Source organism: Mucilaginibacter sp. 320_HR, from assembly GCF_059691875.1.
In genome coordinates this window covers 1,044,996-1,060,309 of record NZ_JCAWAI010000001.1, presented here as the reverse complement: position 1 = coordinate 1,060,309, position 15,314 = coordinate 1,044,996, and the positions used below count along the sequence as shown (strand labels likewise).

18 protein-coding genes are annotated in these 15,314 nt (G+C 43.6%); 10 read left to right on the top strand and 8 right to left on the bottom strand.

Annotated elements, in window-relative coordinates:
* Positions 1 to 44: 44 nt before the first annotated feature.
* The 3 genes from AC59GT_RS04780 (at position 45) to AC59GT_RS04770 (ending at position 3,153) form a co-directional block, all read left to right on the top strand.
* Complete coding sequence (locus AC59GT_RS04780) at positions 45 to 1,679, top strand: gliding motility protein RemB (protein WP_497236566.1); 1,635 nt, start codon at positions 45 to 47, stop codon at positions 1,677 to 1,679.
* Positions 1,680 to 1,730: 51 nt separating this feature from the next.
* Positions 1,731 to 2,507 carry a DNA-formamidopyrimidine glycosylase family protein gene (locus tag AC59GT_RS04775; protein ID WP_497236565.1) on the top strand — a complete coding sequence of 259 codons (777 nt, stop codon included), beginning with the start codon at positions 1,731 to 1,733 and terminating at the stop codon, positions 2,505 to 2,507.
* A gap of 166 nt (positions 2,508 to 2,673) precedes the next feature.
* Positions 2,674 to 3,153, top strand: a complete 480-nt coding sequence (locus AC59GT_RS04770; protein ID WP_497236564.1) for a ferritin-like domain-containing protein — start codon at positions 2,674 to 2,676, stop codon at positions 3,151 to 3,153.
* 74 nt (positions 3,154 to 3,227) lie between these two features.
* On the opposite strand, the gene AC59GT_RS04765 is transcribed toward AC59GT_RS04770, so the two are convergent.
* Both AC59GT_RS04765 and AC59GT_RS04760 read right to left on the bottom strand, forming a co-directional pair.
* Positions 3,228 to 3,617, bottom strand: a complete 390-nt coding sequence (locus AC59GT_RS04765) for a hypothetical protein (RefSeq protein WP_497236563.1) — start codon at positions 3,615 to 3,617, stop codon at positions 3,228 to 3,230.
* Between the two features lie 39 nt (positions 3,618 to 3,656).
* Entirely contained in the window at positions 3,657 to 4,289 is a 633-nt protein-coding gene (locus AC59GT_RS04760) for an HAD family hydrolase (RefSeq protein WP_497236562.1), read from the bottom strand.
* Between the two features lie 121 nt (positions 4,290 to 4,410).
* On the opposite strand from AC59GT_RS04760, the gene AC59GT_RS04755 reads away from it, so the two are divergent.
* Together AC59GT_RS04755 and AC59GT_RS04750 are read left to right on the top strand one after the other, a co-directional pair.
* Positions 4,411 to 5,295, top strand: coding sequence for a helix-turn-helix domain-containing protein (locus AC59GT_RS04755; protein WP_497236561.1), 885 nt, complete (start codon positions 4,411 to 4,413; stop codon positions 5,293 to 5,295).
* On the top strand, positions 5,282 to 5,716 hold the full coding sequence (locus AC59GT_RS04750) for a DUF983 domain-containing protein (RefSeq protein WP_497236560.1): 435 nt from the start codon (positions 5,282 to 5,284) through the stop codon (positions 5,714 to 5,716). The genes AC59GT_RS04755 and AC59GT_RS04750 overlap by 14 nt, the downstream gene beginning before the upstream one ends.
* Here AC59GT_RS04750 and AC59GT_RS04745 read toward each other — a convergent pair.
* On the bottom strand, positions 5,713 to 6,177 hold the full coding sequence (locus tag AC59GT_RS04745) for a hypothetical protein (protein WP_497236559.1): 465 nt from the start codon (positions 6,175 to 6,177) through the stop codon (positions 5,713 to 5,715). The genes AC59GT_RS04750 and AC59GT_RS04745 overlap by 4 nt on opposite strands.
* 10 nt (positions 6,178 to 6,187) lie before the next feature.
* Complete coding sequence (locus AC59GT_RS04740; RefSeq protein WP_497236558.1) at positions 6,188 to 6,577, bottom strand: response regulator transcription factor; 390 nt, start codon at positions 6,575 to 6,577, stop codon at positions 6,188 to 6,190.
* A gap of 580 nt (positions 6,578 to 7,157) precedes the next feature.
* Between AC59GT_RS04740 and kaiC the strand changes: the two genes are divergently transcribed.
* The 5 genes from kaiC (at position 7,158) to AC59GT_RS04715 (ending at position 12,041) form a co-directional block, all read left to right on the top strand.
* Positions 7,158 to 8,897, top strand: a complete 1,740-nt coding sequence (kaiC, locus tag AC59GT_RS04735) for a circadian clock protein KaiC (RefSeq protein WP_117384056.1) — start codon at positions 7,158 to 7,160, stop codon at positions 8,895 to 8,897.
* 4 nt (positions 8,898 to 8,901) lie between these two features.
* Positions 8,902 to 9,195, top strand: a complete 294-nt coding sequence (locus AC59GT_RS04730) for a circadian clock KaiB family protein (protein WP_117384057.1) — start codon at positions 8,902 to 8,904, stop codon at positions 9,193 to 9,195.
* 18 nt (positions 9,196 to 9,213) lie between these two features.
* Positions 9,214 to 9,540, top strand: a complete 327-nt coding sequence (locus AC59GT_RS04725; protein ID WP_497236557.1) for a circadian clock KaiB family protein — start codon at positions 9,214 to 9,216, stop codon at positions 9,538 to 9,540.
* Between the two features lie 2 nt (positions 9,541 to 9,542).
* Positions 9,543 to 11,216, top strand: a complete 1,674-nt coding sequence (locus tag AC59GT_RS04720) for a PAS domain-containing sensor histidine kinase (RefSeq protein ID WP_497236556.1) — start codon at positions 9,543 to 9,545, stop codon at positions 11,214 to 11,216.
* Between the two features lie 66 nt (positions 11,217 to 11,282).
* Entirely contained in the window at positions 11,283 to 12,041 is a 759-nt protein-coding gene (locus AC59GT_RS04715; RefSeq protein WP_497236555.1) for an enoyl-CoA hydratase/isomerase family protein, read from the top strand.
* Positions 12,042 to 12,291: 250 nt separating this feature from the next.
* Here the strand turns inward: AC59GT_RS04715 and AC59GT_RS04710 are convergent, their stop codons facing one another.
* The 4 genes from AC59GT_RS04710 to AC59GT_RS04695 all read right to left on the bottom strand — a co-directional run bounded on the left by AC59GT_RS04710 (position 12,292) and on the right by AC59GT_RS04695 (position 15,216).
* Positions 12,292 to 12,606, bottom strand: coding sequence for a hypothetical protein (locus AC59GT_RS04710; protein WP_497236554.1), 315 nt, complete (start codon positions 12,604 to 12,606; stop codon positions 12,292 to 12,294).
* 89 nt (positions 12,607 to 12,695) lie between these two features.
* Positions 12,696 to 12,992, bottom strand: coding sequence for a chaperone modulator CbpM (locus AC59GT_RS04705; RefSeq protein WP_497236553.1), 297 nt, complete (start codon positions 12,990 to 12,992; stop codon positions 12,696 to 12,698).
* Positions 12,993 to 13,000: 8 nt separating this feature from the next.
* Positions 13,001 to 13,912, bottom strand: a complete 912-nt coding sequence (locus AC59GT_RS04700) for a DnaJ C-terminal domain-containing protein (protein ID WP_497236552.1) — start codon at positions 13,910 to 13,912, stop codon at positions 13,001 to 13,003.
* A 98-nt stretch (positions 13,913 to 14,010) separates the two neighbouring features.
* On the bottom strand, positions 14,011 to 15,216 hold the full coding sequence (locus tag AC59GT_RS04695) for a GAF domain-containing sensor histidine kinase (RefSeq protein ID WP_497236551.1): 1,206 nt from the start codon (positions 15,214 to 15,216) through the stop codon (positions 14,011 to 14,013).
* Between the last annotated feature and the right edge of the window lie 98 nt (positions 15,217 to 15,314).

Below are 15,314 nucleotides of genomic sequence, written 5' to 3'. Positions count from 1 at the left end.
ACCTTATTTCAATGTTACAATAAATTAGCTTTATTTTGTTGCGTATGCAAAAATACTTACCACAGGCTCCCGGCAGAGTTTTTATGATAGCCGTGTTGCTTATAAGCTTCGCAACTATCTCTAAAGCGCAATCGGTATACCTTCCACAGTCTTATCAGTTTTACCAGAAGTTTAATGGACAAGTATATTCTAAAAGTAACAAGCTGCATACATCTTTGCGCCCCTTTTTAATTGACAGCTCCCTTACCGGCAGGTATAATGAGTTAATGAGCATAGGGGTTGACAGCAGCAGAACCAGCTGGGTTGCACGAAAACTTTTTAATGAACACTTATTGGAAGTAAACACAAAGGATTACACCTTTTATGCCGACCTACTTACGGAGAATATCGGTGGCAAGGACTTTAAAGATAAAGCCCTTGGCTCAACGTTTAAACCAATCGGCTTTGGGCTTAAAACTCAATTGGGCATAAATACCCGCGGTTTCCAGGTTGGCGGTACCATCGGAACAAAATTCTCTTTTTATACAAGCGGGTACGAAAATCAGGGGGTGTTTGCCAATTACTACAGCAACTATGTTAATAGCACCGGCATGGTACCTGGACAGGCTTATGACCGTAGTTTCGGTAAAACACAAAAGGACTGGTCATACGCCACCGCTGTTTTATCGTACTCCCCAACTAATTACCTCAACATCACGCTAGGACAGGATAAAACCTTTATTGGCGATGGTTACCGTTCCCTCCTGCTGTCTGATTACTCGGCAAATCACCCGCTTTTGCGTGTAACTGCCGATTTAGGCCCAGTGCGCTACATGATGATGTGGACCTATCTGCAAGACATTAAAGCAACCAAGTTTGATGACCTGGGCAGCAACCGTCGCAAGTACGCCCTATATCATTATTTCGACTGGAATATCACCAACAGTGTATCAATGGGCTTGTTCCATGCGGTAGTAATGCCTGAAGCTGATGATCAGGGCAACCGTGTTGGCTTCTCCCCTAACTTCATCAATCCGTTGTTCTTCACGAGCAGTAATGAAAGAAGCTTGCCGACCAACTCACTGGTAGGCTATACCGTAAAATATAAATTCATTGATAAGAATGCCATTTACGGTCAGGCATTGCTTGATAATGTTAATGGGCAAAACACAAAGGCAAATAAAACCTATGGTTTGCAGGCAGGTATTCGTGGCGGCGATGTTGGTGGAATTAAAAACTTGAGCTACCTTTTTGAATATAACAGGGTAAAGCCATATACTTACAGCAGCTCTTACTCATTAAGCAGCTATACGTTTTATGGCGAGCCGTTGGCACACCCCCTTGGTGCAAACTTCCGTGAAGTAGTAGGTATTTTAAATTACTCAGTTGGAAGACTTGATTTCCAGGGACAGCTTAATTACGCTAAGTACGGCTTGGATGCAAATGGCGAGAACAACGGTAAGGATGTAAATTTCCCGTTCGCGGTAACTAACCCGAGTGGCAATGTTGGGCAGGGATTAGCTACCGATCTTTACTATGCCGAAGGCACAGTTTCATTGCTTATCAATCCCAAGTACAACTTACGTTTTGAACTTGGTGGTCTTTACCGCAATGAAAAAAATGCGCTTAGTGCCAACAAGAACGTATTGTTAACTTTTGGTTTGAGGAGCACCTTCAGGAACCTTTATCACGACTTTTAACGCTTCGCTAAACTAAAGCCTTTTGTAAGTGTTGATTGATAAACTACCACCATGCCCGAACTTCCAGACCTGCAAGCCTTCAGCCATAATCTTGAGAAAAAACTCTCCGGAAAGACGGTTAAAAACGTCATCGTTCACGTTTCACAGAAGCTAAACGTGAGTGAAAAAGAACTACACTCTGCACTTGCCAGCCATAAGTTGAACAAAGTTTACCGGGAGGGCAAAGAACTTCATCTTAAGTTTTCAAGCGGAGATGTTTTAGCGTTGCACCTTATGCTGCACGGCAAGCTGTTTTTGTTTGACGGCGAAAACGCAAACAAGTACCCGATACTGGAACTGCAATTTACTGATGGAAGCGGCCTTGTACTTACCGATTTCCAAAAAGCGGCAACCCCTACCCTAAACCCAGAAGAGAAAACAGCTCCTGATGCAATGGATGAAGCTGCCGGTTACAAGTACCTGAAGGAGAAACTGGGTAAAACAAAGACCATTGTTAAGACGGTACTGTTGGATCAAAAGGTCATTCGCGGTATTGGTAATGCCTATGCAGATGAAATTTTGTGGGATGCGCGTATATCCCCTTTTTCCCCGTCTAATAAAATACCTGATGTGAAGGTAAAAGATCTTGCAGCATCCATACGCAGTGTACTCACAAATGCCGAAAAGCAGATCATCCATTCAAACCCCGACATTATTAATGGCGAGGTCCGCGATTTTCTGAATATTCATAATCCCAAAAAGAAAGAAAGCCCCACTGGTGAACCCATTCACATAAAAGATGCCGCCAGAAAAACGTACTACACCGACGAACAGGAGCTTTATCAGTAATCTTGTACTTAAAAGCCTACATCAACTTAGCTTCAGTTAAACGGATACGCCATCTTTCATGCTTAATTCATTCTTTGTAGGTTAAATCAACCCAAGTTCACTATCGGGCATAGCTATTGCGTTTACCATGTAGTATATAATTATCAACACATATATTTTCACTACCATGGGAACTCTACAGCATATCCAGCACCAAATATCAGCTCTTAATGATCTGATCAAAACCAATAATGACCGTATCACAGGATACCAGAAAGCGGCCGAAGGCACCGAAGACGCAAGTCTTAAATCTGTTTTTGCAGGTTATGCCGATCAAAGCAGAGGCTACGTTAACGAGCTAAACGACTACGTTCATCAATTAGGCGGCGCCCCTACAGATGGCACCACGCTTTCAGGTAAGTTTTACCACACCTGGATAGATGTTAAGTCTGCCTTTACCAAAAAGGACAACTATTCTGTACTTTCTGATTGTGAATACGGCGAGGACGTTGCCAAAAGCTCGTACCGTAAAGCACTGGATGATAAAGAACTTATTTGGGAAGACGAAAAAGTTTTAACACTGCTTACCAGCCACATGGATGGGCTTAAGATAGCTCACGACGCAATTAAGGCGCTCCGCGATTCTGTTAAAGAACAAGAGGCATAACCACTTGATTGATATATAAAAAGAAAAGCCGGGCATTACTGTCCGGCTTTTCTTTTTGATGCTAAGGCTAAATATTATGGGGTTGGCGTAGCGACGGGAGTAGCCGACATTACGCTATCTACCACAAAAACGCTTACTCCCCTCCAGGGCAGGGTATGGTTATACTCTTTATAATGCAGCTCCAGCATGGCGCCGGCACTGTGGTTAAGTTTATCAGCAACTTTTTCATCAGTAACAGAAAACATAAATTCGTTCGATTGGATGTTTCCTTGTGTTTGCGTACGTATACCTGTTTGTATCAGGCGGCCTTCGTAAGTCTTAAATAGGTAGCCTTTCTTTACAAAATAATTCATGGTGCCGGCTTTAACGCCTTCGCCAAACACAAAGTAGTAGCGGTAGTATCCCACTACGGCAAGTACTGCTACTAACAACACTACTATAATTGTAATTACACGGCCTTTCATATATCCTGTCTTCAGTTGTTATGCTAACAAGGTGTATCGCTATAAGTTTATAAAATAATTGGTTAGGGACGGGAAGTCGTCAAACTTGAGATCGTAATCATCCGTTTCGCCGAAGCCATAACTTACAAATACGTAAGGTATTCCTGCAATACGGCTCTGCTCACCGTCGCCGGCTGTATCGCCCACGTAGTATGGGTTTTTTAGATCGTATTTGTCAACCAGCAACTTTATGTTGTGGTTTTTAGGCATGTAGTTAATACCATAGGCAATCTCATCAGTTATGTGTTGGTCGATACCGCTCCAGTCAATAAACTGGCGGATAACCCCTTTAGCACAGTTGCTCAATATAAATAGCTGGTACTTTTTAGCAAGTGCCTCCAGTCCTTCTATAACACCATCATAAAGAATACCACCCATCTGCGGAATAAGTATCTTCCGTTTTTCGTTTACCTGTGCATATATCTCCAACCTCTTTTCCGGCTCAAACTCAGGCATCATTACTTCTATCACCTTTTTACCTTCCCAGCCTACCATGCCGGCAAGTTGCTCACGGTTAATGGATTTATTTATACCTAGTTCTTCAAACATCACGTTCCACGAGTGCGCGTAGGTATCCACGGCATCCCAAAGGGTGCCGTCCATGTCAAAAATTAAGCTGTCAGGTTTCTGCATAATAATGGTGAATTTAAACAACATTGTGTGATATCCACTAAATTATTGCAATCAGTAAAAAATACCATAAATACACTATAAGCTACCATAGAAGAAGGTAAATGATGGGTATCTTTGTTTTATGAAGAAAGGCTTCCCGGTTGTTGATATTTGCACCCTGTCTGATCAGCAGCAGGATGATCTGCTTATCAGCCGGTTTGCGCCTTACCTTGAAAAACATCATAATCTGAGCCTGGCACACAAGCACAGCTTTTATCACGTGGTATTGTTTACCAAAGGCGGCGGTACACATGCCATAGATTTCAAAACCTTTTCAGTACAACCCTTTCAGATCTACTTTATGGTGCCTGGACAGGTGCATAGCTGGAGCTTTAAAGGTGCTGTAGATGGTTACATTATCAACTTTTCGGCATTGTTTTTTCAATCGTTTTTACTGCGGCCCGATTATCTGGATAGCCTGCCGTTCTTCAGCGGAAACCTTGATGATGAGGTAATAAACATACCTGCAGAACAACAACCTGCAGTAGAACGGATTTTTGAGCAGTTGATCACAGAAAACGAAAATGGAAGCAGGATGGGAAAAGATATGGTAAGAGCGCTTATGATGCAGTTGTTTATACTTGTTGCCCGCCAAAGCCAGCAGCAGAACAACTTACCCGCTCCTGGTTATAACTACACACTACTGCAAAGCTTTCGAAAGTTAATAGATCAGAATTACGCTACCTTAAAGCTGCCGAAAGACTATGCCGCGCTATTGTATATCACGCCCAATCATTTAAATGCATTGTGTAATGATATACTCGGAATATCGGCCGGTGAGGTAATACGCAACCGTGTAATACTCGAAGCAAAGCGCCTGCTGATTAACCTTGAACTGAATATCACGGCGATTGCAAATCAGCTAAACTTTGCCGATAACTCTTACTTCACAAAATTCTTTAAAAAATATACCGGTGTAACACCGGACGAATTCAGAAAAAACACCATCAATCATGGCAATCAATAATAATACCCCCGCAAGGCCGGAACCAGTTCTAAGTGCGTTTATTAAAGCTAAATGCCCAAGGTGCCGCAGAGGTGACATATTCTCCAGCCCCACCTACAGCTTGTCTGGCCAAAAAATGCATGAAACCTGCTCTCATTGCGGTTTACATTACGAGCGGGAGCCGGGATACTGGTATGTAGCCATGTTTGTAAGCTATGCATTTAACGTTGCCGAAATGGTTACTGTAGCTGTGGGCACTTACATTCTTACCGGCTCAAACTCCCCCTGGCTGTACGTGGGCCTGCTTTTAGGCATTATCTTTTTGCTATCGCCCTTTAACTACCGCTATTCAAGGGTTGCCCTGTTATATTGGCTTACTCCGGGCCTCAATTTCGAACCATGGAGAAGTGCCGACAAGCCGGAGAACGCGCAGCAGCATTAATCTTCGTCGGCAACTAAGCCGAACTGCGCAAAGTGATGGGTGAAGTGCTTGCTGTGCCAGTTTATCCATTCGGCATAGTTCATGGCACCAAATCCGCCGTGTATTTCTGTTATGCCTGGTGTACTAAAATGGTGGTGAAAATCTGTGAGTTCAATCAGCAGCTGTTTTTTTGCAGTTGCCAGGTCAGCATAACAGTATTCTCCAAGGGATGGTACTAACACCAAACCTTTGGGGATACGCAAAGGTGTAAAAATCCACTGCTGCTTGGCTGCTGCCGCGTCGGCTTCGGGTACATCCAGGGTAGGCGTCTTCTTGCCATTGGTATATTCCAGCTGGTCTACCAAATGTTCCACCATTTGTTGCGGAGTCATTTTACCCCATTGTGGTTTGCAATTTTCATTAAGGGAATTCAGCAACGCGCTTACCTGCGCGTAATCAGCAATATTTACACATGGAAACATCCCGGAATTTTTATACTGCCAAGTTAGTACTTAAAGTGGAGTTGCCGGTAAGCGCCTCTATTTTTTGCAGCAGGTCATTCATCTCAAAAGGCTTAGCCAGAAAATCGTCGGCACCGGCAGCAAAAGCGGATTCTTTTATACCGCGGCTGGCTGATATCATCAATATGGGGATGTTTTTTGTAACGTCCCTACTCTTCAACTGCTTGCATATTTCCCGCCCGTCTTCTCCGCTCATCCAAATATCCAACAGGAGTAGATCAGGCAAGTCATCTTTCAGATCGAGCACCGCTGCCCCATCTAACGTACTGGTAACTTTATATCCTTCAAATTCTAGCAGCATTTCCACAGCATCCACAATCCCCGGATCATCATCCGCTATCATTATATTCTTTTGCTTCATTATGTAATTTTGACCGGCTAAGTTCACTCTGGTTTAACTAATATCAGAACAATTTTCTAGTTTTTAAACAGCCTTGCCTTTTTAAACAATATCAAAAAGCAAGCCTTTCGTTATAGATAATGTAATCGCTTCATTTGGTGCACTTTCGGGCAGGTTAACTTACAAACCAGTGTATAATACCAGCCCCAAATCGGGGAAGCTCTAAACCTGTCTATCAAAATTTCTAAGCGAGTCAGCAGCTTTAATGTGGTCAAATTAAACGCGTAAATACACGTGCAATTTAAACCATGGTACCAGAAACCGTTCTATAATAAATACATCATCACCGGAAATTACACAAGTGACAACTTTTGAGTAATAGTTTTTTTACAGAGAAATAAATTATCCAACAATGGTTTATTTTTTAACTGTAGGCATACATTCAGCTAATTATCAAACATTTATAAAATATAGTGGTTTACAAGATTTAAAAATCGGTTGCCGATGGCCGCTTGTTGTCATAAGTTGGCTTTTGCCGAAGTATACTTCAGGTAAATTTTTATACTTTTATGAAAAACTATCTGATTAACCCCTCAATAAAATGAGTGATAAAAGAAATACAACAACAAGGTCTTATCCTACATTACCCAAATCACTCACCGGTATAACAGGATTGGACGAGATAACCGAAGGCGGTTTACCTACAGGCAGGCCCACACTAATATGCGGACAGGCCGGCTGTGGTAAAACGTTAATGTCCATAGAATTTATTGTAAGAGGCGCTGTGCAGTTTAATGAACCCGGCGTGTTCGTAGCCTTTGAAGAAAAAAGTGACGAATTAGCTATGAACGTGGCCTCGCTTGGGTTCGACTTAAAGAAGCTGCAGGACGAAAAAATGCTGCGCATAGACCATGTACATATTGACCGGGGCGAAATAGAGGAAACGGGAGAATATGACCTTGAAGGATTATTCATCCGCTTGGGTTACGCTATTGACAGCATTGGTGCAAAACGCGTAGTGCTGGATACATTGGAAAACCTTTTCTCGGGACTTACTAACCAGGGTGTGCTGCGTGCAGAAATACGCAGGCTTTTTACCTGGCTTAAAGATAAAGGTGTTACTGCCATTATCACCGGCGAACGCGGTGAGGGTGCCGCACTTACCCGCCAGGGGCTGGAAGAGTATGTAAGTGATTGCGTTATACTGCTGGATCATAGGGTTATTAACCAAATTTCTACCCGGCGGTTACGGATCATTAAATATCGTGGTACGGTACACGGCACCAACGAATATCCGTTTTTAATAGATGAAGAGGGCATATCTGTACTGCCGGTTACCTCGTTAACCTTATCTAAGCAGGTATCTACAGAACGGTTGTCAACGGGCATTCCGGCGCTGGATGAGATGCTTGGCGGCAAAGGTTTTTACAGGGGAGGCAGTACGCTGGTATCCGGTACAGCAGGCACTGGTAAAACCAGTATAGCAGGGTCATTTGCTAACGCAGCCTGCCAGCGCGGCGAAACATGCATTTACTTTGCCATGGAGGAGTCGCCTAACCAGATCATACGTAACCTGCAATCTATAGGTATAGACCTGCAAAAGCACGTCGAAAGTGGTATGCTGCACTTTAACGCATCGCGGCCAAACTTGTATGGGCTGGAGATGCATTTGGTTGCTATGCACAAGACAATCAAGAAGCTAAAGCCCGAAGTGGTGATAATAGATCCTATAACCAATTTTATTAATATAGGCTCTGTAAGCGAAGTTAAAAACATGCTGGTAAGGTTGATAGACTTTTTGCAGGACGAACAGATATCGGTAATGTTCACTGCACTGTCCTTAAACACTATAGTTAATGAACAAACCGACGAAGGCGTATCGTCGCTTGTTGATGCCTGGTTGCTGGTGCGTGATATAGAATTTAACGGGGAGCGCAACCGTGGTTTATATGTAATGAAATCGCGCGGGATGAAGCATTCTAACCAGGTGCGCGAATTTGTTATAACTGATAAAGGCCTCAACCTTATAGACGTTTACCTTGGACCGGATGGTGTACTTACAGGCTCGGCCCGCGCGCAGCAAATGCTGCTGGAACAAACCGGTGAAGCTATTCATTCGCAGGCCATGGGCCGTAAGGACAGGGAGATATTACGCAAACGAAAGGTATTAGAAGCTAAAATAGCCAGCCTGAATACAGAGTACGAGTCCGTTGAGGAAGAACTGAACAAGGTTTACCTGGAAGAAGCATTGAAGAAAGAGATTATTGAAAAAAACCGCGAAGAATTAACAAGGCTGAGAAGAGGTGACAGTGCTGAAGGGAAAAGCCCTGAGCAAAAATAACAACATGGAAGAACCACAAGTTGATAAAAAATGGGAATTAAGGCTTTATGTAGCCGGAAAGACCCCAAAATCTGTTACTGCGTTAACTAACCTTAAAAAATATTGCGAAGAGCATTTAAAAGATCAGTACCGCATTGAAGTGATTGACCTTCTAGAGCAACCGCAACTGGCTGAAGGAGACCAGATACTGGCTATACCAACCCTGGTAAGAAAGGTACCCGAGCCGATAAGAAAGATAATAGGTGACCTTAGTAACGAAGAAAAGGTACTTGTAGGATTAAACATTAGGCCGGCTTAATTGTATCATTAGTACATTATGGCCGGTCTGGATGAGTTTTTAGAGAATACCCCGTACGATAAGGACAATCCCGCCTATGTTTTACGGCTGTTTATTATTGGCGCATCGCCAAACTCTATTCGCGCTGTAGAAAATCTGACCGCCATTTGCGAAAAGCACCTCCAAAATAATTACCAGTTAGAGATAATAGATGTGCATCAGCAGCCCGAACTTGCTGTTGATGAAGATATAATAGCGTTACCTTTGCTTGTGAAAAAAGCACCCGGCACCGTTAGGCGCCTCATTGGTGATATGAGCAATACCAACAGAGTTTTAAAAGGCTTAGGCCTGCCGGAGATAAGCTAGCTATGCAGTCAACAGATCAAAATATTAGCTTGTTAAGCGAAATTGAGGAGCTGCGCCAGCAACTGGAAGAGGCTAATGACACCATTAATGCCATCCGGTCTGGCCAGGTGGATGCGCTGGTTATTAAAGACGATGAAGGCCACCAGCTGTATACGCTTAAAACGGCAGATCAAACCTATCGCGTGTTTATCGAAAAGATGAGCGAAGGCGCGGTTACGGTAAGCCGCGAAGGTATTATACTATATTGCAACACCCGTTTTGCGGAAATGATAAGCGTGCCGCTCGAAAAAACGATGGGGCTTGAGTTGCTATCTTTTGTACCTGAGGAATCTAAAGAGAAGCTTACCCAGGTACTTGAGAGTAGCTGGAAAGAAGATTGCCGGGAAGAAATTATCCTTAAAGATAACCGTGGTAAGGATATGCACTGCCTTTTTAGCTGTAACAATATTGAGCTGGACACCGGCCCGGCATTAAGTCTCATCATTACAGACCTGACCATACTTAAGAATACGGAGCACCAGCTTAAACAGCGAAACGATGAACTAGAGGAAGCGCGTGCAGTAACTGAAAAACTGAACGACTCCCTGGAAAGTACGGTAAAAGAACGCACCCACGATCTGCTAATAAGCCGCGAACACTTTAAGGTACTTACCAACAACATAACCCAGATGACATGGACAAACCTGCCTGACGGTAGCGTAAACTCCTATAATCAGCAATGGTATAAATATACAGGCACCAACTTTGAAACTGCCGGCGATTTTGGCTGGAAAGCTGTTATACATCCAGATGATCTTGCGGCTGTGCTGGCAAGGTTTGATTTTTCGCTGCAAACCGGTGTGCCTTACGAGCATGAGAACAGATACCGCAGGCATGATGGCGTTTACCGCTGGCACCTGAACAGGGCCAACCCGCTAAGGAACGATGAAGGAGAGATTATTTATTGGGTAGGTACTGCTACTGATATTGACGACCAGAAACAGGAAATGGAGCGTAAGGACGAGTTTATAGGTATTGCCAGCCATGAACTTAAAACCCCGCTTACCAGCCTCAAAGGGTACCTGCAATTGATTAGCGGCTATAAAAAAGATGAGTTGCCGGCGATTGTTAAAAACCATTTATCAAAAGCTACTGTTGCCGTAAATAAGCTACAAACGCTGGTAAGCGATCTGCTTGACGTAAGTAAGATAAAAGCAGGGAAACTGGAATATGCCAAAACAGCTGTCAGTATAAACGACATGGTGGCGCAATGCGTGGAGAATGCAAAGCACATTTACAGCACCTATGACTTCCAGACGGAGATAAGCGAGGATTATATTATTCAAGGTAATCAGGAGCGTCTGGAACAGGTTTTAATGAACCTGTTGAACAATGCCGTGAAGTATTCTCATGTTAACAAGCATATTGTAGTAAATACAAGCAGGCACCAGGGCATGGTACGTGTATCTGTTACCGATAACGGCATTGGCCTTTCGGCAGACCAAAAAGACCGCATCTTTGAACGATTTTATCGAGTGGAAGACAAAAAGAACATGACCAGCGGGTTGGGTATGGGCCTTTACATCTCAAAAGAAATAATTGCCAACCATGATGGCATTATAAGCGTAGAGAGCGAACCCAACCAGGGTGCAACCTTTTACTTTGAGTTGCCCATTGTTTCTGTTCCAAAGCAATAAGTTTGCTTATACCACCTTTTTTCGGATATTGCCAAAAGCGAAGAAGCTTAACTTCGTACCATCACAATGACGGAAGGACATGTATCATTAACTGTTAACAACGGAATTGCAACCGCAAGTTTCTACCACGTTGCGCAAAATTCGTTACCATCGGCTTTGTTAAGCCAGCTTACTGATGCTATAAACACAGCTGGCGCCAGCAAAGATGCCCGGGTAATAGTACTGAAAAGCGAAGGCGACCGCACTTTTTGCGCGGGAGCAAGTTTTGACGAATTGCTGCAGATAAAAGATAAACAAGCCGGTGCCAGGTTTTTTTCGGGCTTTTCCAACGTGATTAATGCCTGCCGTAAATCTCCCAAAATAGTAATTGCCCGTGTACAGGGGAAAGCTGTTGGTGGCGGAGTAGGCCTGACTGCTGCTGCAGATTATTGCCTGGCTACCGAAGCTGCAGCGGTAAAGCTGAGCGAATTGGCAATAGGCATAGGCCCGTTTGTTATATCACCTGCTGTACAGCGTAAAATAGGTTTGCAGGCGTTCTCGCAGCTAACCATCCGCGCCAGCGATTTCCAGTCGGCTGAATGGGCTATGCAGAAGGGATTGTACAATGAGCTATATGAGGATATTCCTACGCTGGACCAGGCGGTACTTGAGCTTGCACAAAAACTGGCATTGTACCACCCTGACGCGCTCACCGGGTTAAAAAAGATATTGTGGGAAGGCACAGAAGACTGGGATACATTGCTGGCAGAGCGGGCTGCAATAAGCGGAGAACTGGTGTTATCGGAGTTTACACAAGCAGCTCTTAACAGCTTTCTAAAAAAGTAGAAATTGGTAAACGATCATCAATCAACATACTCGATTACACCTGTATTAAAACAACACCTTCCAAATTTATTTTTATTTAGCACATAAAAACAGTGTGATTTTTGAAGGTTTATGAATGGTATTTATGCAAAAAACGGCCCTGATCATGCGATCAGGGCCGTTTTTTATTGAGGTATGTGTACTGATCTTTTAACTGTTCAAAAGCGTGTTAGTCAAAAAAAGCTGAACACTTTTGAACACCGGTAACAAATTACCACCTCCTGCCATAAGCGTGCCCACGACCCCTACCAGGGTGTCCGCGGAAGTAGCCTGGCCCATAAAAGCCCCTGCGGTAAGCCGGACGGTAATAAACCCTACGGTAAGCGGGACGATAATAAACCCTACGGTAAGCAGGGCGGGCATAGTATACCGGGCGTTCGTAAACTGGTGCAGGGTAATAATCTGGTTCATAAACCGGGTAACTGTTACCAATATGGATACTCGCACCCACCCTCACCTGAGCTGTTGCAAATTGTGCCGAAACGGTTAGCACCAGTGCGACAATCGAAAATTTAATTAGTTTCATGACTGAAATTTTAGTTACTAATTCTTGTTCGTTTGTAAGTATGACTAATTACTAACGCAAGGGTTTAAAAAAACATGCCAAAAGAAGCTTCAAATTTCCTCGTAAAGACGTAACTTACTGCGTAACAGCGAAATTTCCTGCTGCATTGAATCTAACTTTTCCAGCAGACTATCAATAGCTACCACACCCTGCGGGTTAATGTCCAGTTGAGTATGCAATCTTACCAACCGTTCAACCCGCTGAATTTGTACAGTTGGTATAAACGCGGTTTGGTCTACTAAAGTCACCTCAATTAAGCCTGCATCCATTAGGTGATCTATAAAGGTGTATTCAACTTTGTTATACACACAGAAATCTTGTATGCTTATCAAATCTCTTGTTTCCATAACAGTAATTATGATTGTGATAGCTCCTCAAACAGTTTTCTTTGCTGGTCGGTAAGGTTGGTTGGTATCTTTATATTATATGTCAGATATAAATCCCCGTATACTCCATCCTTCTTGTAAACAGGCATACCTTTGCCCTTCAGCTTTACTTTAGTGCCATTTTGCGTACCTGCAGCAACTTTCAACTTAACCTTACCTGTCAACGTATCTGCTGTAATTTCCCCACCCAGCACCGCTTTATAAAGATCGATGTCAATGGTGCGGTAAAGGTCGGCACCAACACGTTTGAAATCCGTGTCGTCTGCTACTGAGAAAGTAATATAAAGATCGCCTGCAGGTGCGCCGTTTGCACCCGGGCCACCATGTCCCGCAATTTTTATGGTTTGGCCATTCTCTATTCCGGCAGGGATGGTCAGCCTGATATTTTTTCCGTTTACGGTTAAGGTTTGTTTTTGAGATTCAAGCACATCCCGCATGTTGAGGTGTAACTCCGCATTAAGGTCCTGTCCGCGGTAAGCCGTTTGCCTCCTCCCGCCGGCTCCCCCAAACATCGATTGAAAGAAATCGGAGAAGTCACCGCCATCTCCTCCGCTAAAATCAAACCCGCTATAGTCGTTGCCTGCGGCACTTCCGTACCCGCCTCCTGAATTTCTGCGCTGACCGGCCTGCTGCTGCGCTTGCTCGTAAGCCTCGCCGTGCTGCCAGTTCTCGCCATACTTATCGTATTTTTTGCGCTTTTCAGGATCGCTAAGTACCTCGTTAGCTTCGTTTAGTTGCTGGAAGAGTTTGTTAGCCTCCGGGTTATCCGGATTTAGATCGGGATGGTTTTTACGGGCAAGTTTACGGTAGGCTTTCTTAATGTCCTCTTCGGATGCATTTTTTTCTACACCTAAAACTTTATAATAATCAATAAACGCCATGGAAGTGAAAATTATAAAATATTAAACCTTAGAATGCACAGTAAGTTTTTCACCGGATATATTAATCTGATGAAAACACTTACTCACACTATCTTATACTACTTATCCTGCGGTAACACAACCTCGAAATTGGCACCCTGGCCCGGCTGAGAGTAAATATGCATAGTACCTTTCAATGAATCAACAAGGTGCTTTACCAAAGCCAAACCGAAGCCATAACCGTGCTCGCCGCTTGTGCCATCGGTCGAAGTGGCCTTTCCGCTTAATATATTATCGATACCATCCTGGGTAAGTCCAATGCCTGTATCAGTTACGTTAACCTGCAAAAGGTTCTTGGTTTCCTCTATTTTAAGGCTGAGATCGACGGTTATTTTGCCGTTTGCAGGAGTAAACTTCATCGCGTTGGATATCATGTTACCTGTTATCTGCAACAATTTGTTTTTGCTAAAGGGTATAGTAGAGGAGTTTACCGATGTGTTAATTACAAAGTCGATGTTTTTAGTTATTGCTTGCGGAGTATAGAGTTTCTCTAACTTCTCTTTAAAAACCAGTAAATTAAACTGATCTGCCTGCAATGCGGCAGCCTTCGGCAGGTCTGTGCTCAGTATCTCGTCTGCTAGTTCCAGTAGAGATCGGCCGCTGCGCTGTATCAGGTTTATAAACTCCAGCACTTCGTCTATCTCGTTTTCCTGCCCTTGCTCACTTATTACCTGGGCAAGACCGATTATGCCACCCAACGGCCCACGGATATCATGCGCAACTTTCTTTTTGGTTTCGTTAGCCTCGTGCAGCTTGCTTTTAAGGCCTGAAATAACCTTATGGGCATTTAAGCGGCTCACAATTTCGCCGGCAATTATCTTAAGCAGTTCTATCTTTTCTGGCGATAGTGTTTTAAGATCCCTGTCCAGCACGCAAAGTGCACCAAGGTTATGGCCATCACTTGTTTTTAAAGGAATACCGAAGTAGTACCTTAACAAAGGGCCGTCTGTAACATAAAACTTATCGTTAAAACGCTCATCAGCCTTAAGATCCGGCACCTCAAACTGACCTTCGGGCACGGCTATAGTATACTGGCAAACTGAGTCCTCACGCGGCATCTGATCAATATCGAGCCCGTGATTAGTAACAGTCCATTGTGTAAAAGAGTCAATTAAGTTAACCAGCGAAATGGATGTTCCCGCGACCTTTGCTGCTAAAGTGGCGAGGTCTTTAAAGGTATCCTGAAAGCTGGTGTAATCAAGATCATAGTCGGACAGGCTTATAATCCTGTCCATTTCGTTGCTTGGGATCGGCGTAGCAGGCATTTGGTGTAAATTGGTATACGTACTAAGTACGTATTTTAATTGTTTATGGTTCAAGTTTTTTCGTCGAAAATTTAAATAAAGTGCTTTAATTTGGTTTA